The sequence below is a fragment of the Herbiconiux sp. J20-20 genome (genome assembly GCF_057365085.1).
On sequence record NZ_CP195122.1, the window covers coordinates 2,109,504 to 2,130,408 of the forward strand.

At 71.2% G+C, this 20,905-nt stretch carries 21 protein-coding genes and 1 tRNA gene; 13 read left to right on the forward strand and 9 right to left on the reverse strand.

The genetic code is table 11. From position 1 onward, the window contains the following. Positions 1–37: 37 nt before the first annotated feature. A complete protein-coding gene (locus ACR3ZA_RS10235) occupies positions 38–1,294 on the reverse strand; it encodes a hypothetical protein (protein ID WP_473661858.1) in 1,257 nt (418 codons plus the stop codon). A gap of 109 nt (positions 1,295–1,403) precedes the next feature. Here ACR3ZA_RS10235 and ACR3ZA_RS10240 point away from each other — a divergent pair, with 109 nt between their 5' ends. Together ACR3ZA_RS10240 and ACR3ZA_RS10245 are read left to right on the forward strand one after the other, a co-directional pair. Further along, positions 1,404–5,132 carry an AAA family ATPase gene (locus ACR3ZA_RS10240; RefSeq protein ID WP_473661859.1) on the forward strand — a complete coding sequence of 1,243 codons (3,729 nt, stop codon included), beginning with the start codon at positions 1,404–1,406 and terminating at the stop codon, positions 5,130–5,132. After that, positions 5,116–5,328: a hypothetical protein gene (locus ACR3ZA_RS10245; protein WP_473661860.1), complete on the forward strand. Its 213-nt coding sequence runs from the start codon at positions 5,116–5,118 to the stop codon at positions 5,326–5,328. Before ACR3ZA_RS10240 ends, ACR3ZA_RS10245 begins: the two co-directional genes overlap by 17 nt. Positions 5,329–5,353: 25 nt before the next feature. Here the strand turns inward: ACR3ZA_RS10245 and mscL are convergent, their stop codons facing one another. From mscL to ACR3ZA_RS10260, 3 genes are read right to left on the reverse strand one after another with little or no spacing between them, the layout of a single operon-like run. Continuing rightward, positions 5,354–5,779, reverse strand: a complete 426-nt coding sequence (gene mscL, locus ACR3ZA_RS10250) for a large conductance mechanosensitive channel protein MscL (RefSeq protein WP_473661861.1) — start codon at positions 5,777–5,779, stop codon at positions 5,354–5,356. A 21-nt stretch (positions 5,780–5,800) separates the two neighbouring features. Then, positions 5,801–6,064: an FmdB family zinc ribbon protein gene (locus ACR3ZA_RS10255; RefSeq protein ID WP_473661862.1), complete on the reverse strand. Its 264-nt coding sequence runs from the start codon at positions 6,062–6,064 to the stop codon at positions 5,801–5,803. Between the two features lie 26 nt (positions 6,065–6,090). Continuing rightward, the gene (locus ACR3ZA_RS10260; protein WP_473661863.1) at positions 6,091–6,681 is read right to left on the reverse strand and encodes a 5-formyltetrahydrofolate cyclo-ligase; all 591 of its coding nucleotides are present in this window, start codon (positions 6,679–6,681) and stop codon (positions 6,091–6,093) included. Between the two features lie 42 nt (positions 6,682–6,723). Between ACR3ZA_RS10260 and galU the strand changes: the two genes are divergently transcribed. After that, positions 6,724–7,620, forward strand: a complete 897-nt coding sequence (gene galU / locus ACR3ZA_RS10265) for a UTP--glucose-1-phosphate uridylyltransferase GalU (protein ID WP_473661864.1) — start codon at positions 6,724–6,726, stop codon at positions 7,618–7,620. Continuing rightward, positions 7,617–8,267, forward strand: a complete 651-nt coding sequence (locus ACR3ZA_RS10270) for a GNAT family N-acetyltransferase (RefSeq protein WP_473661865.1) — start codon at positions 7,617–7,619, stop codon at positions 8,265–8,267. The genes galU and ACR3ZA_RS10270 overlap by 4 nt, the downstream gene beginning before the upstream one ends. A gap of 3 nt (positions 8,268–8,270) precedes the next feature. Here the strand turns inward: ACR3ZA_RS10270 and ACR3ZA_RS10275 are convergent, their stop codons facing one another. Next, positions 8,271–8,966 (reverse strand): hypothetical protein, encoded by a 696-nt coding sequence (locus tag ACR3ZA_RS10275; protein WP_473661866.1) that lies wholly within the window; start codon positions 8,964–8,966, stop codon positions 8,271–8,273. A 126-nt stretch (positions 8,967–9,092) separates the two neighbouring features. On the opposite strand from ACR3ZA_RS10275, the gene ACR3ZA_RS10280 reads away from it, so the two are divergent. Further along, a complete protein-coding gene (locus ACR3ZA_RS10280) occupies positions 9,093–10,049 on the forward strand; it encodes a hypothetical protein (RefSeq protein WP_473661867.1) in 957 nt (318 codons plus the stop codon). Here ACR3ZA_RS10280 and ACR3ZA_RS10285 read toward each other — a convergent pair. Further along, a complete protein-coding gene (locus ACR3ZA_RS10285; RefSeq protein WP_473661868.1) occupies positions 10,046–12,721 on the reverse strand; it encodes an HAD-IC family P-type ATPase in 2,676 nt (891 codons plus the stop codon). The two genes, ACR3ZA_RS10280 and ACR3ZA_RS10285, sit on opposite strands and share 4 nt — an antisense overlap. Before the next feature lie 121 nt (positions 12,722–12,842). Here ACR3ZA_RS10285 and ACR3ZA_RS10290 point away from each other — a divergent pair. Together ACR3ZA_RS10290 and ACR3ZA_RS10295 are read left to right on the forward strand one after the other, a co-directional pair. Continuing rightward, positions 12,843–12,918 (forward strand) — tRNA-Ala (locus tag ACR3ZA_RS10290). A 162-nt stretch (positions 12,919–13,080) separates the two neighbouring features. Beyond that, the gene (locus ACR3ZA_RS10295) at positions 13,081–13,941 is read left to right on the forward strand and encodes an NAD(P)H-binding protein (protein WP_473661869.1); all 861 of its coding nucleotides are present in this window, start codon (positions 13,081–13,083) and stop codon (positions 13,939–13,941) included. A 3-nt stretch (positions 13,942–13,944) separates the two neighbouring features. Here ACR3ZA_RS10295 and ACR3ZA_RS10300 read toward each other — a convergent pair whose 3' ends face one another. Continuing rightward, positions 13,945–14,505, reverse strand: coding sequence for a TetR/AcrR family transcriptional regulator C-terminal domain-containing protein (locus ACR3ZA_RS10300; RefSeq protein WP_473661870.1), 561 nt, complete (start codon positions 14,503–14,505; stop codon positions 13,945–13,947). Positions 14,506–14,625: 120 nt separating this feature from the next. Here ACR3ZA_RS10300 and ACR3ZA_RS10305 point away from each other — a divergent pair, with 120 nt between their 5' ends. Both ACR3ZA_RS10305 and ACR3ZA_RS10310 read left to right on the forward strand, forming a co-directional pair. After that, positions 14,626–15,648: a zinc-binding dehydrogenase gene (locus ACR3ZA_RS10305; protein ID WP_473661871.1), complete on the forward strand. Its 1,023-nt coding sequence runs from the start codon at positions 14,626–14,628 to the stop codon at positions 15,646–15,648. Positions 15,649–15,691: 43 nt separating this feature from the next. Continuing rightward, positions 15,692–16,114, forward strand: coding sequence for a pilus assembly protein CpaE (locus ACR3ZA_RS10310; RefSeq protein WP_473661872.1), 423 nt, complete (start codon positions 15,692–15,694; stop codon positions 16,112–16,114). Between the two features lie 3 nt (positions 16,115–16,117). Here the strand turns inward: ACR3ZA_RS10310 and ACR3ZA_RS10315 are convergent, their stop codons facing one another. Together ACR3ZA_RS10315 and ACR3ZA_RS10320 are read right to left on the reverse strand one after the other, a co-directional pair. Continuing rightward, positions 16,118–16,456: a hypothetical protein gene (locus tag ACR3ZA_RS10315; RefSeq protein WP_473661873.1), complete on the reverse strand. Its 339-nt coding sequence runs from the start codon at positions 16,454–16,456 to the stop codon at positions 16,118–16,120. A gap of 33 nt (positions 16,457–16,489) precedes the next feature. After that, positions 16,490–17,344 carry a DUF4349 domain-containing protein gene (locus tag ACR3ZA_RS10320; RefSeq protein WP_473661874.1) on the reverse strand — a complete coding sequence of 285 codons (855 nt, stop codon included), beginning with the start codon at positions 17,342–17,344 and terminating at the stop codon, positions 16,490–16,492. Positions 17,345–17,566: 222 nt separating this feature from the next. On the opposite strand from ACR3ZA_RS10320, the gene ACR3ZA_RS10325 reads away from it, so the two are divergent. Genes ACR3ZA_RS10325 through ACR3ZA_RS10340 form a run of 4 tightly spaced genes read left to right on the forward strand, consistent with a single transcriptional unit; the run spans position 17,567 to position 20,901 of the window. Beyond that, positions 17,567–17,764 carry a hypothetical protein gene (locus tag ACR3ZA_RS10325; protein WP_473661875.1) on the forward strand — a complete coding sequence of 66 codons (198 nt, stop codon included), beginning with the start codon at positions 17,567–17,569 and terminating at the stop codon, positions 17,762–17,764. 21 nt (positions 17,765–17,785) lie between these two features. Continuing rightward, positions 17,786–18,628 (forward strand): alpha/beta fold hydrolase, encoded by an 843-nt coding sequence (locus tag ACR3ZA_RS10330; RefSeq protein WP_473661876.1) that lies wholly within the window; start codon positions 17,786–17,788, stop codon positions 18,626–18,628. Positions 18,629–18,637: 9 nt separating this feature from the next. Further along, positions 18,638–19,624, forward strand: a complete 987-nt coding sequence (locus ACR3ZA_RS10335) for an aldo/keto reductase (RefSeq protein WP_473661877.1) — start codon at positions 18,638–18,640, stop codon at positions 19,622–19,624. After that, positions 19,621–20,901, forward strand: a complete 1,281-nt coding sequence (locus ACR3ZA_RS10340) for an MFS transporter (RefSeq protein WP_473661878.1) — start codon at positions 19,621–19,623, stop codon at positions 20,899–20,901. Before ACR3ZA_RS10335 ends, ACR3ZA_RS10340 begins: the two co-directional genes overlap by 4 nt. Positions 20,902–20,905: the final 4 nt, after the last annotated feature.

The window sequence follows — 20,905 nt, forward strand, 5'->3', positions numbered from 1 at the left end:
CCCGGGATCTTCGGATCGCGGGGCCGTTTCGCGTCTCTCAGCCGCGGTAGCGGGCAAGCGCGTCCGCGTCGCGCGCGTGCGTCTGCGCGCGACGTGCGGCATCGAGCGCCTCGACCGGGTCCGCCTCGTTCTCGGCGAGCAGCAGCTGACGCTCCGCCTCGGCGAGCCGGGTGCGGGCGCCCACCCCCGAGCGGCGGGAGCCGATCAGCTCCTGCGCCGCCGCGATCTGCGTGCGCGCCGACAGGAGCGCGCCGGCGAGGGCGCCGCGCGCTCCCTCGAGCCGCTGCTGCTGATTGCGGGCGGCGGCGACCGCGACGTCGAGAGCCGCGCTGGCGTCGACGAGTGCGTCGAGCGCGGCGACCGGATCCCGTCGCACGCCCTTCTTCTCGCGGGCCGCGGCGAGAGCCGCCTCGAGCACCGCGATGGCGCTTCCGACCGCGTCGCCGGAGTCGGGGTCCGGCGGTGCGTCACGCACGGCCCGCGCCGCGCGGAGGTCGTCGCCGATCTCGTCGCGCAGCGTCGCCAGGCCGGCGTCGGCCGCCGCGAGCTCGGTGCGCCGATGCTCGATTGCGGCGAGCAGGCTCGCGCTGCGGCCGAGCACCCCGCGGGCGTCGTGCAGAGCGTCGGCCACCGCGGTCACCGGCGACGACGCCACCGCCGTGCGCGCCGACTCGAGCTGCCGCGCGACGCTCGCCAGTTCGGACTCCGCCCGGTCCGGATTCTCGGAGATCGTCTCGACCAGCGCGGGCGCATACACGGCGCGCAGCGACGCGACCAGCTCTCGCGCGGACGGGAGCTCGTCGCGAAGCGCGTCGAGTCGTGTCTCCAGCTCGTCCGCGAGGGCAGCGGCCCCCGCCTCCGCATCGCGGCGGGCGATGAAGCGTCGGCGCTCGCTGTCGAGGGCCCGGCGGGTGCGGCCGGCGATCGCCGCGACCTCGCGCGTCCACTCCCGGCGACGAGCCTCGGTCGCAGCGTCCGGCCCGTCGAGGCGCTGATGCAGTTCGAATGCGCGGCGCAGCTCCTCCTCGGCGACCGCCACGCGCGCCGCGAAATCGCGCGTGGAATCGTCACCGAACTGGGCGCGGGCGAACTCCAGGTCGTCGCGCGCATCGCGCAGCGCATCGTCGGCGCGCAGCAGCTCCGCGCCCGCCTGGGTCCGACCGGGAAGGGCTCGAACGCCGTCGCGACGAGCGCGGCGCGACAGCAGAACCACGCCCACCACGGTGAGCGCGACGAACCCGGCCGACCCCACGCCGACCAGCACGCCGACCAGGGTCACCACGGCGTCGCTCATGACTCGAAAGTGTAGTTCGCGAAACCCGCGCCAGCTCCCGGGGATCGGGGGCATCCGGACGTATCGTGGCGGCGTGTGGTATGCGGATCGACGCGACGAGGAGCGTGACATGAGCGACTCCGATTCGCCGCGCGCGGAGCGCCAGATGACGGCTCCGCACGCGATCGCGGTGGCGGGCGAGGACTGGTCGACGGCGAACGTCGCCGACCCGCAGCGCACCGCCTGGCGTGCCGAGCTCGCCGAACTGGGCGGGCGATCGCCGCTGGTCCACTTCGACGACCACCCGTCGACCCGCATCGAGCTGAGCGCGACCCACCCCGGCGGACTGGCCCGCTTCATCACCGGCTCCAGCACGCTGCTGTCGCAGCTGATCCGCGACGATGTCGCCCTCCGCTCGGCACGACTCGCGGCCGACCGGATCGCGTCCCGCGGTCTGGAGCTCGCCACCACGCGTGGGATCGACGCCGTCCACCTCGGGATCGGGATCGCCCGCTGGCGCTGCGACGGCGAATCGTTCTGCGCGCCGATCCTGGTGCGCCCGCTCGCGATCCGCCGTCACGGGCGCGACTTCGAGGTGAAGCTGCGCGGCATGCCCGAGCTGAACCCCGGACTCGCCCGCGCGCTCGAGAATCAGTTCGGCATCGAGCTCGACCCGCGCGCGTTCGTCGCCCTCACCGATGCCGACGGCACCTTCAAGCCGAACGCCGTCATCGACCAGCTGCGCGCGCTGACCGGACACCTCGATGACTTCTCCGTCGAACCGCGCCTCGTCGTCTCCACCTTCGCCGAGGTCGCGCCGCAGCTGGTGGCCGATGCCGACGACCTCGAGCACCCGGTGCTCGACGCTCTCGCCGGCAACGCGACCGCCCGCTGGGCGATCGAGGAGGGCCACCGCGACGTCGCCGTGAGCGACCCCGACCGTCGCGATCCGCAGGCCGACCTCCTGGTGCTCGACGCCGACGCGGAGCAGGAGCACGTGGTGGCGCACATCGCCGCGGGCAACTCTCTGGTCGTCAAGACGCTTCCCGGCACCGGTGGCACGCAGACCGTCGTCAACGCGATCGGCGCCCTCGTCGCCCAGAACAAGCGCGTCCTCGTCGTGAGCGCGCGTCGGGCGAGCATCCGCTCGGTCACGCAGCGCCTGAACGACATCGGACTCGGCGGGATCGCCGTCACCCCGCGCAGCCTGCGTCGTGACATCGTGCGCAGCATCGCCCGCAACGAGAAGGTCGCCCAGCCGCACCTCGGTGACGTCGACGAAGCCCTCTCGCGCCTGCGCGGGGTGCTGCTCGACTACCGCGCCGCCCTCTCGCGGCCCGATCCCGTCCTCGGGGTGTCGGTGCTCGAGTGCGTGAGCGAGCTGTCCCGGCTCGCGCTGCTGCCGCATCCGCCGGCCACGACCGCGCGCTTGCCGCGGGAGACCGTCGAGAAGATCGCCGGCGACCGCGCCGCTGTCGCGGCCACCATGCTGGAGGCGGCCCGCCTCGGCGAGTTCCGCTACGGGCCCGCCGACTCGCCCTGGTACGGCGCCAAGTTCGACAGCGGCGAGCAGGCCGCTCGCGCCCACGACGTGGCCCGCCGCCTGCACGCGGAGGAGCTGCCGCGGCTGCTCGAGCTCGGCACGCGACTCATCGGATCGACGCGCATGCGCCCGTTCGAGACGATCGCCGAGCTCGGCGTCTACGTGCGGCTGCTCGCCGACATCCGCGACACCCTCGACCGCTTCGACCCGGCCGTCTTCGACCGCTCGCTCAGCGAGCTGATCGTGGCGACGGCGCCGCGCCGTGACCACCCGACGATGAGCTCGGGCAATCGCCGGCGGCTCAAGAAGCTCGCCAAGGAGTACGTCCGGCCCGGAATGCACGTGGGCGACATGCATGCGGCGCTGACCAAGATCCAGCAGCAGCGGATGCTCTGGCAGCGCTTCGTCGCCGCGGGCGTCACCCCCGAGGTTCCCGTCGGACTCTCCGATGTGCACGTCGCCTGGCAGCAGGTGTCGGCCGACCTGGACGGCCTCGACGGACCGCTCGGCCACGTCACGCGCGAGAACAAGCTCGCCAGCCTTCCGCTGTACCGGCTGACCGAGCTGATCGCCGCGCTCGCCGAGGACTCCGAGGTGCTGCACAACCTGCAGGAGCGCAGCGAGATCGTCGGACGCCTCCGCGAACTCGACCTCGGCGATCTCGTCACCGACCTCGCGGGACGCCACGTTCCTGAGTCTCGACTCGCGGCCGAGCTCGAGCTCGCCTGGTGGCGCTCGGCGCTCGATGCGCTGCTCGCCTCCGACCGCGCCCTGCTCGGAGCCCAGACTTCGGTGCTCGACCGGCTCGAGGCCGACTTCCGCCTCGTCGACGAGTCGCACACGGCGGGAAGCGCGCGCCTGCTCGCCTGGCAGCTGGCCGAGAACTGGAAGCTCGGACTGGTCGACTGGCCCGAGGAAGCCGAAGAGCTCAAGCGTCTGCTGCGACGCGAGCACGTCGAATCGGGTCGGCTCAACGCGGTCGCCCCGCACCTCGCCCGCACGATCGCCCCGGTCTGGGTCAGCTCCCCGTACGAGATCGACCGCATCTCGGACACGATCCGGTTCGACACGGTGCTGCTGCTGGATGCCGGCGCCACCACGCTCGCCGAGAACGTCGGTGCGATCCGGCGCGCGACGCAGGTCGTCGCCTTCGGCGACCCGGTCACCCAGACGCCGGCGCCGTTCGCGATCGGGCTCGAGCCCGGATCCGGGTTGGCCGCCGAAGATGCCGAGCTGGAGGCCGCCGAGCTCGATGCCCTGCACGAGCGGTCCGCCCTGGCCCGTCTCGGCGGACTGTTGCCCGAGCTCGCCCTCACCCGCAGCTACCGCGCGGGCGGCGAAGACCTCGCCGAACTGGTGAATCGGCGCTTCTACGGCGGTCGCATTGACGCCCTGCCGTGGGCCGGGACCTTCCTCGGCCACGGCAGCCTCGTGCTCGATTACGTCGACGGCACCGGGATGCCCGACCCCGACTCCGGAGCGGTGGAGAGCATCGACGCCGAGGTGCAGCGCGTGCTGGAGCTCGTCATCGACCACGCCGAGTCGAAGCCGCGCGAGTCCCTCATGGTGGTGACCGCGAGCGCGAAGCACGCCGTCCGTGTCATGCAGGCGGTGCTCGACGCGATGCCGTCACGGCCCGCCCTGAACGAGTTCGTGATGAGCGAGCGCGCCGAGCCCTTCGCCGTCTCCACGATCGAGAGCGCCGTCGCGCAGAGCCGAGACCGGGTGATCTTCTCGATCGGCTACGGCCGCACCCCGCACGGGCGGGTGCTCAGCGACTTCGGCGCCCTGGGCAAGCCGGGCGGTGCGCGACTGCTCGCCGTCGCGATGACCCGCGCGCGACGCTCCCTGGTGATCGTGAGCTGCTTCCGCCCGAGCGACGTCGACGACGATCGGATGGAGCACGGCGCGATCGCGCTCGCCGAGATCCTCGACGAGATCGAGGCGCGGCGCGCCGAGCCGCCGGTGCCGGACGACTCCGACCCGATGCTCGTCGACCTCGCGCGCCGGCTGGCGGCTCGCGGACTCCGCGTGGCGCTGGGCCACCGAGGCAAGCTCGGGCTGGTGGCCGCGCACGGCGGAACCTGCATCGTCGTCGAGACCGACGCCGTGCTGCAAGGGCGCTCGCTGCGCGACGCGCTGCGGCTGCGTCCCGAGGTGCTGCGGCGTCTCGGCTGGCACTACGCGCGGGTGCACGCCTTCGAGCTGTTCCGCGACCCCGACGCCGTCGCCGACCGCATCGCGAAGCTCGCGGGGCTGGCGGCGGGTCCCGTGACGGAAGACATCCCGATCGTTGCCGGTGCCCGACTCGACTGACGTCCCGCCCGAGGAGCCCGCGACCGAGCGGGGCGACGCGGGCGAGCCCGCGGCGCGCACGCGTCCGCGGCGCCGACGCCGGGTGACGACGTCTCCGCCGCCAGGCACGGACCCGACGCCCTCCGCCGAGCCCGAGCGGCATCGCGACGGCGAGAACGACGATCGCCTGCGCGGCGACAAGCCGCCGCACTACTAGAGCGGTCGCGGCGGACCGCCCCGGCTCAGGAGCCGGCTTGCGCCTTCAGCAGGTCGCGGATCTCGGTGAGCAGCTCCTGCTCGGTCGGCGGCACATCCTCGGCGACCGCCGGCTTGCCGGCCGCGGCGCGCTCTTCGGCGCGGCGGCGGAAGATGTTCATCGGCAGCACGACGCCGAAGTAGATGACCGCGGCCACCAGCAGGAACTGGATGAGCGCCGACAGCACGAGGCCCCAGCCGAGCACCACGGCCTCCTGATCGCCGCTCGCCTCCCGCAGGGTGATGCCGACGGTGGCGATCGCATCCGCGTTGAAGAGGATCGCGATGAGCGGGTTGAAGATGCCCGACACGAGCGCGTTGACGATCGCGGTGAACGCCGCGCCGATCACGACCGCGACCGCGAGGTCGATCACGTTGCCGCGGACGATGAACTCCTTGAAACCCTTGAGCACGGGATCTCCTTTCGAGGGGGTCTAGCTGGGGGAGGGGGCCGACGCCGCCGGGGTCGACGAGCTCGAGCCCGAGTCGGACTTGGCGCCGCTGCCGGAGCCGCCCGAGGAGGCGCGGCTGTCGGTGCGGTAGAAGCCCGAGCCGTTGAAGGTGACGCCGACCGCGTTGAACAGCTTGCGAAGCTTGCCCTGGCAGGTGGGGCACTCGGTGAGCGAGTCGTCGGTGAACGCCTGCTGGATGTCGAAAGCGGTGCCGCACTCGGTGCAGCGATACGAATAGGTGGGCATACGTCCTCAGTGGGTCCCGGTCCGGCTCAGTCGTGGGCGGAGAAGGTGACGATGCCGCGAGGCATCACCACCCCGTCGACAGGAACGTCGTGGCGCTCCCGCGGGACGTCGTCGACGAACTCCTCGTCAAAGATCACAGCATAAACGGGAGGGCAGCGCTCCATCGATCCGAGCGTCTTGTCGAAATAGCCCTGACCCCAGCCCATGCGCGTCCCGTCCGAGGCGACGCACGCCGCCGGGACCAGGATCAGGTCGACGTCGTTGATCGCGATCGGTCCGAGCAGCTCGCCACCGGAGGTCGGCATCCCGACCGCGTCGAGCTCCTCGTGCTCGTCGTCGAACGGCGCCCAGTCGAGCAGTCCGTCCTCGCGCGACACCGGCAGCAGCACCTGGATGCCCTCGCCGTCGGCCCAGCGCAAGAACTCGCGCGTTCCCGGTTCGTCGGGCAGCGAGAGGTAGGCGGAGAGCGAGCGTGCTCCGGTCTGCTCGACGAGCGTGCGCAACTGCGCGGTGAGGGCGGCTTCGGCGCTCTGCCGCTCCGTCGAGGTGCGAATGCGTCGTCGCTCGCGCAGTTCCGCGCGCAGGGCGCGCTTTTCGTCCGCTACCACGTCCGGCATCCTCCGAGTCTACGGGGCCGGGAGACAGATAACCTTGTCGGCATGACTTCACGGATCACCAAGGCCGTCATCCCCGCCGCCGGAATGGGCACGCGCTTCCTTCCCGCCACGAAAGCGATGCCGAAGGAGATGCTGCCGGTCGTGGATGCTCCGGCCATCCAGTACGTCGTGCAGGAGGCGGTCGCGGCCGGCCTCCACGATGTGCTGATGATCACCGGCCGCAACAAGAACGCGCTCGAGAACCACTTCGACCGCGTTGGCGAGCTCGAGCAGATCCTCATGGACAAGGGCGACACCGCCAAGCTTGCGAAGGTCAAGTACGCCACCGATCTCGCCGACGTGCACTACGTGCGCCAGGGAGACCCGAAGGGCCTGGGCCACGCGGTGCTGCGTGCCAAGATGCACGTCGGCCGCGAGCCGTTCGCCGTGCTGCTCGGCGATGACATCATCGACGACCGCGACGTGCTGCTCAGCCGCATGCTCGAGGTGCAGCAGGAGCGCAACACCTCCGTCGTCGCTCTTCTCGAGGTCGACCCGAGTGCCACCCACCTGTACGGCATCGCGACGGTGGAGGGCACCGACGAGGACGATGTGGTGCGCATCACCGGCATGGTCGAGAAGCCCCCGGCCGGTGAGGCGCCGTCGAACCTGGCGATCATCGGGCGCTACGTGCTGCGCCCGGAGGTCTTCGACGTGCTCGAGCACACGGCACCCGGCAAGGGCAATGAGATCCAGCTCACCGACGCGCTGCAGGAGATGGCGGCCGACACCGAGAACCTCGGCGGCGTCTACGGCGTCGTGTTCCGCGGGCGGCGCTACGACACCGGCGACAAGCTCGACTACCTGAAGGCGATCGTCCAGCTCGCGAGCGACCGCTCCGATCTGGGCCCCGACTTCCGACCCTGGCTCAAAGAGTTCGTCGCTACGCTGACCGAGTGAGCAGTATTCCGACGCTGCGTGAGGGCGAGGTCACGATCCGCCCGATTCGCGTGCGGGATTCGCGCGCCCTGGAGCGCGAACTGGTCGCCAATCGTCGCTGGCTGCGCCCCTGGGAGGCAACCAACCCGCACGGCCCGCTGTCGTTCGACACCCGCGCGGGGATCCGCTCGCTGCTGTCGAATGCGCGCGCCGGATCGGGTTTGCCGTTCGCGGTCGAGCTGGAGGGCGACTTCGTCGGGCAGCTGAACATCTCGGGGATCAGCTACGGGTCGCTGTCCTCGGCGACGATCGGCTACTGGGTGGCGGAGCGCGCGGCGGGTCGCAACGTGACGCCGACCGCGGTCGCCCTGGCGACCGATCACTGCTTCTTCGGCGTCGGCCTGCACCGGATGGAGATCTGCATCCGACCCGAGAACGCCGCCTCGCTGCGGGTGGTGGAGAAGCTCGGCTTCCGCTACGAGGGGCTGCGCCGCCGGTTCATCCACATCAACGGCGACTGGCGCGACCACTTCTGCTTCGCCCTCACCGTCGAAGAGGTGCCGCAAGGCGTGCTGCGCCGCTGGCTCGACGGCAAGGTGCCCGCCGGCGCCGGGCGGGTGCCCGACGTCGACCGGCATCTCGCGAAGGCGCCGCTGCGCTTCGGCTGAGTCCTACAGCGAGATGAACGGGATCGCGAGCGTCAGCCCGAGCGCGAGAAGGTAGATCGCGCCGCCGACCGCGATCAGCACGTACTGCATGCGACGCTGCGCCAGGACGGCGGCGACACCGAGCAGGAACAGCGTGATCGCCATGAGCACGGTGTTGAGCGTCAGGCGGTCGCTGAACGAGTTCGCCGCGTCGCCGTCGGCGAGATAGCTGGCGCTCTCGTCGTCGAGTTCGGCCCAGGCGCCGAAGAGCGCCGCCTCGTAGTCCTCGGAGTCGAAGGGACTCGTGTAGGTGTCCGGGTCGGCGTCGTTCTGCTCCTGCGACCAGAGGATCGCCGCGTCCAGGTCGTCGCCGACGGAGACGAAGTACAGCGTGTCGAACTTGGCGTCGGCCGCGGCGGCAGTTTCGGCATCCGAGCTGTCCATCTCAATGCTCAGCTCGGTCAGCCGGGCCCAGGTCTGCACGTCCTGGATGTACTGCTGGTTGGCTTCCAGGTACAGGGACTCGGCCTCGGTCTGCGCCGCCTGGCCCTTCGAGTAGTTGCCCGCCATGCTGCTGTCGTACAGCGCGGCCTGGAACGAGGCGTAGGCCGTCGTCACCGAGACGACGCCCAGCAGAACGACGATGACCAGTTCGACGTTGCCGAACAGCGAGGCGAGGCGCTTCGGGGCAGGCGCGGGGTCAGAGTTCGGGTCGGCCATGCCGATCTCCCATCAGTGATCGAGAATGCGGCAGGGGCCGTAGCTGGATCATATTGCCAGGCGAGTACCAGACTTCGTGCCGCGCGCCTTCAGGCTGTCGCGTGTCGCGCTCCGTACCCTCGTGGCATGGACCTCACCGGGGCAAGCACGACGGTCATGCTGGCCGCCGCCGCGCTGCTGTGGTTCTTCTACTTCGTTCCGAGCTGGATCCGCCGCCGCGAGTACCTCGCGACCGAGCGCACCGCGACCCGCCTGCAGCAGACGATGCGGGTGCTGGCCGAGACGGCCGAGGTGCCGGACACCGTGCGCGTCGAGGCGAGCATCCACGAGGCGGCGCGCCAGGAGCGCATCCGACTCGCCCTCGAACGCCAGGCCGCCCGCGCGGCGCTGCGCGAGGCCGAGGCGGCCGCTCGCGCTCAGCGCGAGATCGAGCAGGCGCGCACGCAGACCGACAAGCTCCGTGCGCGCACCGTCTCGGCACCGCGCGACGGCATGATCTCGCTGACTCAGCGGCTGCGTCGCACCCGTCGTGTTGCCGGCCTGCTGCTGCTCGTGTCGCTCGTGACCGCCGGAGTTCAGCTGGGGGTGAGTGCGACCGCAGGGTTCGCGCCCGGCGCGGTCGTGCTGCTCACCGGGTGCGCGGTCGCCGCGATGGCCTCGTTCCTCGTGCAGGCGCGGGTGCGCGTGCGGCTGGCGAGCGCACGGCACGTGGTGCCGAGCGCTCCGCGGGTGGCGCGGCCGGTCGACGTGCCCCTCGACGCCGCACCCGCCCCGCGCGCCTGGACGCCGGTGCCGCTGCCCAAGCCGATCTATGTCGAGCACCCGCATGCCGCGCGGGTGCGTCCGACGCTGGGGGCGCCGACGATGGACTCGGCCGCGCTGCTGCGCGCCGCTGCGGCCGAGGCGGAGCGCGCCCTGCGCGACGCCTCCGCCGAGCCCGAGGTCGTGCAGCTCTCCTCGCGGCCCGCCGCGACGACGGCGACACCGCCGAGCCGCTATGCGCGGATGGGGATCGTCGACGACGCTCCGGTGTCGGCCCCAGACCTCGATGAGGTGCTGCGCCGCCGCCGCAACGTCGGCTAGCGTCCCGCCGCCTCGCGCAGCTGTCGACGCAGCAGCCACTTGTCGACCTCGACCACGACCAGCACGCTCGTTCCGATCGCGGCCGCCGTCAGCCACATCGGCAGCGTGAGCGGCGCGAGGCCGAGCACGAGCCCTCCGAGCGGTGACATCACCGCGAGGACGTGCAGCGCCAGGGTGCCGAGCGCCGCCGTGAGGAGCAGCCGGTTTCCCCAGGGCGCCTGGCGGAACACGGAGCGGCTGGCGGACCGGGAGTTGAAGGTCTGGAACAGGTTGAGGAACGCGAACACCGTCAACGCGAAGGTGCGCGCCACCTCGAGCTCGGCTCCGCTGGCGAGCATGACCTGGAAGGAGGTGAGCACGAGTCCGCCCATCCAGACGGCCGTGATCGCGATGCGCGTCCACAGGCGCCGGGTCAGCAGCCCCGCGTCGGGGGCGCGCGGTGGCCGCTCCAGCTCGTCGCCTTCGCCGCGTTCGAAGGCCAGCCCGACATCCTGGATGCCGTTGGAAACGAGGTTGAACCAGATCATCTGAACCGGCAGGAACAGCAGCGGCGAATCGAACAGCAGGTTGCCCATGACCGCCACGAGGGCGGCGACGCCCGTCGAGATCAGGAAGAAGGTGGCCTTCTGCACGGCCGCGAAGGTCACGCGGCCCTCGCGCACCGCGGCCACGATCGTCGAGAAGTCGTCGTCGGTGAGCACCATGTCGGCGGCATCGCGCGCGACGTCGGTGCCCGAGCGCCCCATCGCGACGCCGAGCGACGCCGCCTTGAGCGCGGGGGCATCGTTGACGCCGTCGCCGGTCACCGCGACGATCTCGCCCGCCGCCTCGAGCGCTCGGACGATGCGCAGCTTGTCGCGCGGCGTGACGCGTGCCGCGATCCGTGCCGAGCGCAGACGCTCCACGAGCGCCGCATCGTCCAGTCCGTCGAGGTCAGCGCCGGTCACCGGCTTCGCGGTGTTGCCGAGGCCGAGACGCCGGCCGATCGCGGCCGCGGTGCTGGGGTGATCGCCGGTCACCATCATGACGAGCACACCCGCGCGTCGACATGCGGTGATCGCCTCGGCAACGCCCGGGCGCGGCGGGTCGCTCATGCCGAGCAGCCCCACGAACTCGAGGTCATCGAGCGAGGCGAGGGCGTCGTGCGCGGACTCCCCGGGCGCGAGTCGACGCTCCGCGACGGCGAGCACCCGCATGCCGTCCTCGGCCATCGCATCGTGGGCGGCCTGCACCCGTCCGACGTCGAGCGGCTCCCGGCCCTCCGGTCCGGTCATCCAGGTCGACAGCCCGAGCAGCAGGTCCGGTGCGCCCTTGACGAGCACGACGTGCTCGTCGCCGTCGGCGGTGACCGTCGTCGACCGGCGGTGCTCGGGCTCGTAGGGGAGGTGGGCGAGCGACGGAGCGTCGAAGCCGTCGACCGAGACGGCGCCGCGGGCGAGTGCCAGTTCGGCCAGCGCGACATCGACCGGATCGCCGATCACCTCGCCGGTCTCCGGATCACGCCGAGCATCGTTGCTCAGGGCGCCGACCTGCGCGACCCGCCGACAGCCGACCGGCAGCTGCGCATCGGGAAGGCTCAGGAGCCCGGCGTCGACCTCGTCACGCGCCGTCCAGACGCGCTCGACGGTCATCCGGTTGATGGTCATGGTGCCGGTCTTGTCGGAGGCGATCACCGTCGTCGACCCGAGCGCCTCGACGGCGGGCAGGGTGCGCACGAGCGCCCGGTGCCGCGCCATGCGCGACACTCCCAGGCTCAGCGCGATGGTCAGGACGACGGGGAGGCCTTCGGGGATCGCGGCGACGGCGAGGGCGACCGCCTGCAGGAACGAGTCGGCGAAGCTCAGCCCGGTGAGGAGGGATCCGCCGAGCGTGATGAGGGCGGCGAGTCCGACCGCGATGCCGAGCCGACCCTCGAAGCGGTGCATCAGGCGCTGCAGCGGGGTCGGGGTGTCGGAGGCGCGCACCATCTGATCGATCTCGCCGATGGCGGTGCGGGCACCGGTGGCGACCACGAGCCCGAGCGCGCGACCGGCCACGACCAGGGTGCCGCTCCACGCCATGTCGGACCGCTCGGCGAGCGGGGCGGCCCCGCTCAGTGCGGCGGTCGACTTGGCCACGGGAAGGGATTCGCCGGTCAGCAGCGACTCGTCGATGCGCAGCTGGTTGGCATCCAGCAGGCGCAGGTCGGCGGGGACGCGGTCGCCGGACTCCAGGACGACGAGATCGCCGGCCACCAGGGTGGAGGCGTTGATGACGCGGACGCCGCCCGCGCGGCGGACCCGACAGCGCAGTACGGAGAACTCGCGCAGGGCCGCGACGTCGCGGGCCGCCTTGCGCTCCTGGGTGTAGCCGAGGGTGATGTCGATGAGCACGGCGATGCCGATCGCGATCGCGTCGACCCAGCGCTGCAGGATCGCGGTGACGATCACCGAGGCCACCAGGAGCTGGATGATCAGGCTGCGGAACTGACGGGCGAGGGTCGTCGGCCAGCGCTCGATGTCGCTGGTGCGCAGTTCGTTGGCGCCGTCGCGCTCGAGGCGGGCGGCGGCCTCCGCCGGGCTGAGGCCGCGTGCGGAGGAGTCGAGGCGCTCGAGCGCGTCGGCGACGTCGAGTTCATGCCACGCGGTGTTCTCGTCGGGCGTCACCGGGGATGACTCCTTTCCGGGCGTCATCGACGTCCTGGTCGCGGTGTCAACGCTAGGCGTCGCCCGGTCGCGGGGCGAGAGTCGAAGGTCCCGGAGGGCGCGGTTCGAATCGTGGGTGCGCAAGTGGTATTCTGACGAGGTTGTTTTCGGGCCCTTGGCGCAGTTGGTAGCGCGCCTCGTTCGCATCGAGGAGGTCAGGAGTTCGAATCTCCTAGGGTCCACCACGGCAGAAAACCACCAGACTCGCCCCGCACGCGTGCGGGGCGAGTCTTTGTGTTCGTGGGCGCATCGCCTCCCGGCCGCGGGTCGCGCGCCCCGGCGGCGGCTCTCCGTCGCGCCTATCGTGGAACGGTGCGGTCCGATTCGCCGCGCGTGAACGGAGTCACATGAAGTTCGCCATCACCGCCGTCGGCGGTCAGCTCGGTTCTCAGATCGCGATGGAGCTGCTCACACTGGTCCCGCCGGCGGACGTGATCGGGCTGGCGCGCACGCCCGAGAAGGCCGCGCGCCTGGGAATCGAAGTCCGGCCCGGCGACTACGAGAAGCCCGCCGAGCTCGAGGCCTCGCTGCAGGGCATCGACGTGCTGCTGCTGGTCTCCGGCATGGATGCGCCCGATCGGCGCATCGGCCAGCACCGCAACGTGATCACGGCTGCCCGCAACGCGGGCGTGCGAAAGGTGGTCTACACGAGCGTGCAGGGAGCCGAGGAGGGCACGGCGTTCTCTCCTGTCATCCAGAGCAATCGGCAGACCGAGGAGGACGTTCGCACGAGCGGCCTGGAGTGGGTCATCGGACGCAACGGCATCTACATCGAGCCGGACGTCGAGTATCTCGACCGGTACGTCGAGGCGGGCGCCATCATCAACTGCGCCGCCGACGGCCGCTGCGGGTACACCACCCGCCCCGAGCTCGCCTACGCCTATGCCCGCATGCTTACTGAGGACCGTCATCACGGCCACACCTACAACCTGCACGGCGGATTGCTCACCCAGGCCGAGCTTGCGGCGTACCTCAATCGGGCGTTCGGGACGGAGCTGGCCTTCACCTCGATGACGGTGGAGGAGTACCGGGCTGATCGCGTCGCGGAACTCGGGGACTTCATCGGTGCCGTGATTGCGGGGATCTACGAGGGCATCCGCAACGGTGAGGCCGACCGACCGAGCGATTTCGCCGAGGCCGCGGGTCGCGAGCATCAGTCGTGGGACGACTACTTCGACGCGCTCGCGCGGGAGCACGCTGCATCCTGACGGCTAGGGCGATGCCGCGGCCCGCTCGAGCGCGTCGAGGATGATCTCGAGGCCGAACTCGAAGGTGCGGTCGAACTCGTTGGCGGGCTGGCCTCGCGGCAGCGTCGCCTCGAGCAGCGAGAAGCCTGCGATGAAGGCGTCGAGGGCGGCGCCTGCGTGCGCGACGAGTTCGAGCGGGAATCCGGCGGCCAGCCAGACCGCGAGAACGGACTCATGGTGCGCGAGGATCCCGGGGTGCGGCGTCCGTCGTGACTCCATCAGCGGAGCGGCCCAGGGGTGACGGCGCAGGGCGGCCCGGGCCGAGTGGGCACGGGCGCGGATCGCGTCCTTCCAGGGGGTCTCGAGTGAGGGCATGGCGATCTCGGCGAACACCTCGGCGACCATGCCGCCGATGACGTCGTCCTTGCCGCCGACGTAGTGGTAGATCGTCATCGGCCCGACGCCGAGGTGCTCGGCGAGTCCTCGCATGGTCAGGGCGTCGACCCCCATCTCGTCGGCGAGTTCGACGGCCGCGGCGATCACGTGTGCGCGGTCGAGTTCGCGACCGCTCCGGCGTGCTGACATCGGCTCTCCTCCATCGGAGTCTTGACTCTCGTACTTTGTACGGATATCGTATCGTCACGAACGTACTAAGTACGACATTCCCGACGCGGCCCCACCGCACGACCGAGATGAGGACGAGAGATGACTACGCAGCACGACACCGGCACCGACAGCGCCCTGGCAACCTCGACGATGACCGCCATCACCCAGCGGCGCTACGGCGGCCCGGAGGTGCTCGAGCTCGGCACGGTGCCCATGCCGACCCCGGGACCGGCCGAGGTGCTCGTCCAGGTGCACGCGGCCGGCCTCGACCGCGGCACCTGGCACCTCATGGCGGGTGAGCCGTTCGCCGTGCGGATGATGTTCGGCCTCGGCCGACCCCAGCAGCCCGTGCTCGGGCTCGACGTCGCCGGAGTCGTCGCGGCGGTGGGTGACGATGTGACCCGGTTCGCGGTCGGCGACGAGGTCTTCGGCATCGCCCGAGGCAGTTTCGCCGAGTACGCCGTCGCGACCGAGGCGAAGCTGGCGAAGAAGTCCGCCGGCGTCGGCTTCGAGCAGGCCGCGGTGACCTCCGTGTCGGGGCTCACCGCACTGCAGGCCGTCCACGACCGCGGCGGCGTCGCGCCGGGACAGCGCGTGCTCGTGATCGGCGCCTCCGGTGGGGTCGGCAGCTTCGCGGTGCAGCTCGCCGCCGCAGCCGGTGCCCACGTGACGGGCGTCGCGAGCGCGGCCAAGCATGACCTCGTGCGCGGCCTCGGCGCCGACGCGGTTCTCGACTACGCCGTCACCGACATCGCCTCGCTCTCGGAGCGCTTCGACCTGATCATCGACATCAACGGGCGAACCAAGGTCGGAGCGCTGCGGCGACTCCTCACCCCGCGCGGCACCGCGGTGCTGGTCGGCGGAGAGGGCGGTCGCGGGCCGCTCGGCGGTGCGCAGCGTCAGATGCTCTCTCCGCTGTACGGGCTGTTCCGCTCGCAGACGATCACGGGGATGCTCTCGACCGAAGACCAGGGCAGCATCGAGCGCCTCGGCGAGCTGCTCGCGGCGGGCACGATCACCCCGGCCCTGGGCGCGACCTACCCGCTCGCCGACGTGCCGCGGGCGATGGCCGACCTGATCGCCGGCCGGATCTCGGGCAAGGCGGGGATTCGCGTCGTGTAGCCGATTCCAGCCGCCGCGGCGCCCCGCGCGACATGATGGAGACATGATCTCCACCGCGCTCGCCGTCGAGCTTCGTGCCGCGGGCGTGGTGTGGGCTCCCGTCTCCGGCGACGCGTTCCAGATCGCGCGCGACGACTTCGAGGGCGACGTGTTCACGGTGAGCGACATGACGATCGAGGCGCACCACTATCCGAGCGGCACCATCCTCGGCTTCAACGGCACGACCGAGTGGGCGCTCGACTCCCTCGCGCTCGATGACGCGGTGTGGCTGCCGCGCGAGGATCAGCTGCGCGACCTGCTGCGCGGAGCGTTCGTGTCGCTGCGCCGGGAGGCATCCGAGGCGGGCGGGGCGACGCGGTATGTGGTCGAGGCGCGCCTCGGCGGGCGGGTGCAGAGCTTCGAGAGCGAGGATCCGGCGGAGTCGTACGGACGGGCGCTGCTGGCGCTCATCCGCGCGGCCGAGTGAGGGTCACTCCCAGTCGAAGTACCAGCCGTGCTCGGCGGCCGCGTGCAGACGCCGGGCCACCCCGAGCGCATTCTCGCGACCCGGCGCTTCGGCCGCCCAGTTCTCGATCCAGTGCGCCGTGGCGCGCGCGTCGTCGGGCGAGAGCAGCTTGTTGTCCCAGCCGTGGAAGAGCCGACTGAAGACGTCGTCGAAGTGCTTGGTGGAGGAGCCGAGGAACGGCGGCGCGCTGTCGCTCGCGTCGAGCGCGGCGATGATCTCGTTCGGAAGCGTGATCGGTGCGAACGGCGGCTCGACCACCTCACCGCGCCATCGTCGACTCGGACCCCACGGGAGATAGCGCATCCCCCGACGCTACCGGCTCTCGCGGGGCGCGGGTCACTCCGCCGACGGCGCCGAGCGACGTCGAAGGGCCTTCACCAGCACCACGATGCCGACCGCCAGCAGCCCGAGGAACACCAGCCACGGTGCGATCACGCCGAGCACCACGAGGGCGCCGGCCCAGAAGGCGACGAACGCATCCCACCCCGCGGCGAGCCCTTCGAGGAAGGTATCGGGGTCGGGGTCGGGCGCGGTCTGTTCGCTGCGCAGGTCGAGCGTCAACGTCGACATGCTCACCTGGTCGGCCAGGTAGCGCTGCTGACCTTCGAGGCTCTCCAACTGGCCCTGGCGCGAGCTGATCTCGGCCTCGAGGGCGATCAGATCCGCAATCTTGTCGGCGCGGGCCATCAGCGCGGTGAGTCGCTCGATCGAGGTGCGCAGCGCGTTGATGCGTGCGTCGAGATCCTGGCTCTCGACCGTGACGTCGGCGCTTGCGAGCGACACCGAGTCGGCCCGGCCGAGTTCGCGCAGGGCGTCGAGGGTCGGCGTCAGCTGGTCGGCCGGGATGCGCAGCACGAGGCTCGCGCTGCCGCCGCTGAACTCGGTGGGGGCGTACTCCTGGCGCGAGTCGACGCGGCCGCCGACGCGCTCGACGATGCGCACCGCCTCGCGCGCGGCATCCAGGGGATCCTCGACCGTGACGACCGCGTACCCGGTGACGATGATCGAGCGATCGACGCTCTGATCGGCGACCTCGCGGTCGGTCACGCCGCCGCTGGCGTCGTCGGCTTCGACCGGTCCCGCCACACCCTGGTCGGGCGCGAGCGAGTCCTCGCTCGCGTCGAGAGCGCTGCACCCGCCCAGGGTGAGCGCCGCCATCAGAACCAGTCCGCCGATCGCTGTTCGCCTCATGTGTCACACGCTAGGCATCCCGCGCCCCGAGCGGAACCCAACGTTCGTACCGTCTTGCTCGTCGCCGCATCACGATCAGGTGACGGCGACGCTGGAGGTGGCCTGAGTGGCGTGTCCGAATCGAGTGAGAGCACGGTCTGCGGCGGTGTGCAGCGCCGTAACGTCGGGACACGGCGGGCACGAAACGAGCCCCGTCGGAAATCCACTCACAAGGAGGATGACATGGGATTCATGGATGACGCCAAGGACGCCGCCGAGGCCACCGGTGAGAAGGTCGGCGACTGGGTCGACGAGCAGAAGGAGCGCGTCTCCGACAAGGTCGACGAGATGCAGGCCGAGGCCGAGGTGAAGAAGGCCGAGGCCCACCGCGACGAGGTGAAGGCCAAGAACGAGTACAAGGAAGACCTTCGCGACAGTTGAGCAGAGATCTAGGCTGAGGGGATGGGGTGGTTGCGTGAGCTGTTCGAACGACCGCCCCTTCTCCATGTCGCCATCGACGAGGGGGAGGGGCCGATCGTCGTGCTGCTGCACGGGATCGCCTCCTCCTCGGTCACCTTCGAGAACCTCGTCCCGCTGCTGACGCCGAGCCGCCGGGTGATCGCGATCGATCTGCTCGGCTTCGGCGAGTCGCCGGCGCCCGAGGACTCCGAGTTCACGGTCGAAGATCATGTCGCGGCCCTGCGCCGCACTCTGCGCCGCGTCATCGGGCGCGAGCCGTTCATGCTGGTCGGGCATTCGATGGGGTCGCTCATTGCGACGCGCTACGCGGCGCAGTACCCCACCCGCCTCGAACGGCTGGTGCTCGTGAGCCCGCCGATCTACCTGCCGCCGCAGAGCATCGGCACCCCGTGGGATCGCGCGGCGGTCGGCCTCTACCTCCGCGCCTACGAGTACCTGCGCGATCACAAGGAGTTCACGATGCGCAGCGCCGCGCGGCTGGCGGCGATCTCGCCGATCAAGAACGTGCTCGAGGTCTCGGAGCGCAACTGGCGGGCCTTCTCGCTCTCACTCAAGAACGCGATCGAGAGCCAGACCACGGTGAGCGACCTCGCGGCGGTGCGGGCGCCCATCGAGCTCGTCTACGGAACCCTTGACCCGTTCCTCGCCACCAGCGGGATCCGACTCGCCGAGCAGCTGCGCTCGGTGACGGTGCACCGCGTCGACGGCAACGACCACCTCGTGCGGCCGCGGCTGGCGCGTGTGGTGGCGACGGCGGTTCTGGCGCGCCCGCGTCGCTCGACGCACGACGCCGCGATGCCGGCCGGCGCCGCCTCCGCTGGTTAGGCTCGCGCTATGGACACACGCATTCTCGGCCGCACCGGCCGCGCCGTCTCGGCGATCGGCCTCGGCACCTGGCAGCTGGGCGCCGACTGGGGCGAGGTCTCGGAGGCGGAGTCGCTGCGCATCCTCGACGCCGCGTTCGAGGCGGGCGTCACCTTCTTCGATACCGCGGATGTCTACGGCGACGGCCGCAGCGAGCGGATGATCGCCGCCTGGCGACGCGCCAACCCGGAGGCGCCGGTGATGGTCGCCACGAAGATGGGGCGGCGCGTGGAGCAGCGCCGCGAGAACTACGTGCTCGATCATTTCCGCGCCTGGGCGGAGCGCTCGCGGCAGAACCTCGACGTCGACACGCTCGACTTGGTGCAGCTGCACTGCCCGCCCACCGACGTCTACGAGAGCGACGAGGTCTTCGACGCGCTCGACACCCTCGTCGACGAGAAGGCGATCGCCGCCTACGGCGTCAGCGTCGAAGAGACCTCGCAGGCCCTCACCGCGATCGCGCGGCCCAACGTGGCGAGCGTGCAGATCATCCTCAACGCGTTCCGGCTCAAGCCGCTCGACCGAGTGCTGCCCGCCGCCGGCGACGCGGGTGTCGGGATCATCGCCCGCGTTCCGCTCGCCAGCGGTCTGCTGAGCGGTCGCTACACGCGTGAGACCGCGTTCGCCGCGGATGACCACCGCAGCTACAACCGCGACGGCTCCGCCTTCGACGTGGGTGAGACCTTCTCCGGCGTCGACTTCGAGGAGGGCCTCGAGGCCGCCCGCGAGTTCGCCGAGCTCGCCGCCTCGCGCGGACTCGAACCCGCGGCGGCCGCGCTCGCCTGGGTTGCGCAGCAGCCGGGCGTCACCACCGTGATCCCGGGCGCCCGCACCGTCGACCAGGCCCGCGCCAACGCCGCCGCCGGCGAGGTTCCGCCGCTCGGGCCGGAGTTCATGGCCGCGGTGCGCGACCTCTACGACCGTCGCCTGCGCGCCTCCATCCACGGGCGGTGGTGAGCGAGGCGCCGGCGTCGACTCCGACGCGCCTCGGCCCGGAGTTCGCCAAGCTCTTCACCGCCAACCTGACCTCGAGTCTCGGCGACGGGATCGCGAAGATCGCGGCCCCGCTGCTCGCCGTGCAGCTGACAACCGACCCGGTGCTGATCTCCGGCATCGCCGCGCTCGCCATGCTGCCGTGGCTGCTGTTCGCGATCCCGGCCGGCATCCTGATCGATCGGGTCGATCGGCGCGTGGCGCTCGCCGCGGCGAACTCGGTGCGCGCGATCCTCGCCGCCGGACTGCTGATCCTGGCGGCGACCTCGTCGCTGACCATCGCCTGGCTGTACCTCCTCATCTTCCTCTACGGCGTCGGCGAGACGATCTACGACGGCTCGGTGCGGGCGGTCGTGCCGAGCATCGTGGCGAAGCCGCTGTTGCCGCGCGCCAACTCGCGCATCGAAGCGGGCGAGCTCATCGTGCAGAACTTCCTGTCGGGGCCGTTCACCTCGCTGCTGTTCGCGGTGTCGGTGCTGATCCCGCTCGGCACGAACGTCGCCGCCTTCGCCGTCGCCGCCGGACTCGCCCTTGCCCTGCCGCGCGCCGCATCCGGGCGCCAGTTCGCCGCGACCGCGCCGAGCACCGTGCCCTGGTATCGGCAGTTCGCCGATGGCTACCGCTTCATCTGGGGCAACCGGATGCTCGTGACGCTGTGGTTTCTGAGCAGTTTCGTGGGGCTGTGCTTCACCGCTGCGACCGCGACCTGGGTGCTGTTCGTCGTCGACCACCTGGGGCTCGATGAGTCGCTGTTCGGGGTGTTCATGCTCACCGGAGCCGCCGGAGGACTCGTCGGCAGCGCGCTCGCGCAGCCGCTCAAGGAGAGGCTCGGCGCCGGCCGCACGATGGGCTTCGCCACGATCGTCGCGAGCCTCTCGCTGGTGCTGCCGGGGCTGGTGCCGCAGCTGTGGGCGGCCGCGGTGAGCGGCTTCGTCTCGGCGATGGCGCTGCTGGTCTGGAACATCCTCGTGATGTCTCTGCGTCAGAGCATCATTCCGGGCCGCCTCCTCGGGCGGGTGCACGGAAGCTGGCGAACGCTGCTGTGGGGGATCATGCCCGTCGGCGCGGTGCTCGGGGGGCTGCTCGCGCGCATCGACATCACCCTGCCGCTGGTGGCGGGCGGGGCGGCGGCGACGCTCGCCGGCGTCCTGTTCTTCCGGTTCCTGTCGCGGCTGCCGAACCCGGAGGACGTCGACAACGGCGACGAGGCCGGACCGACGGATCCGCTCGTCCAGAGCTGAACCG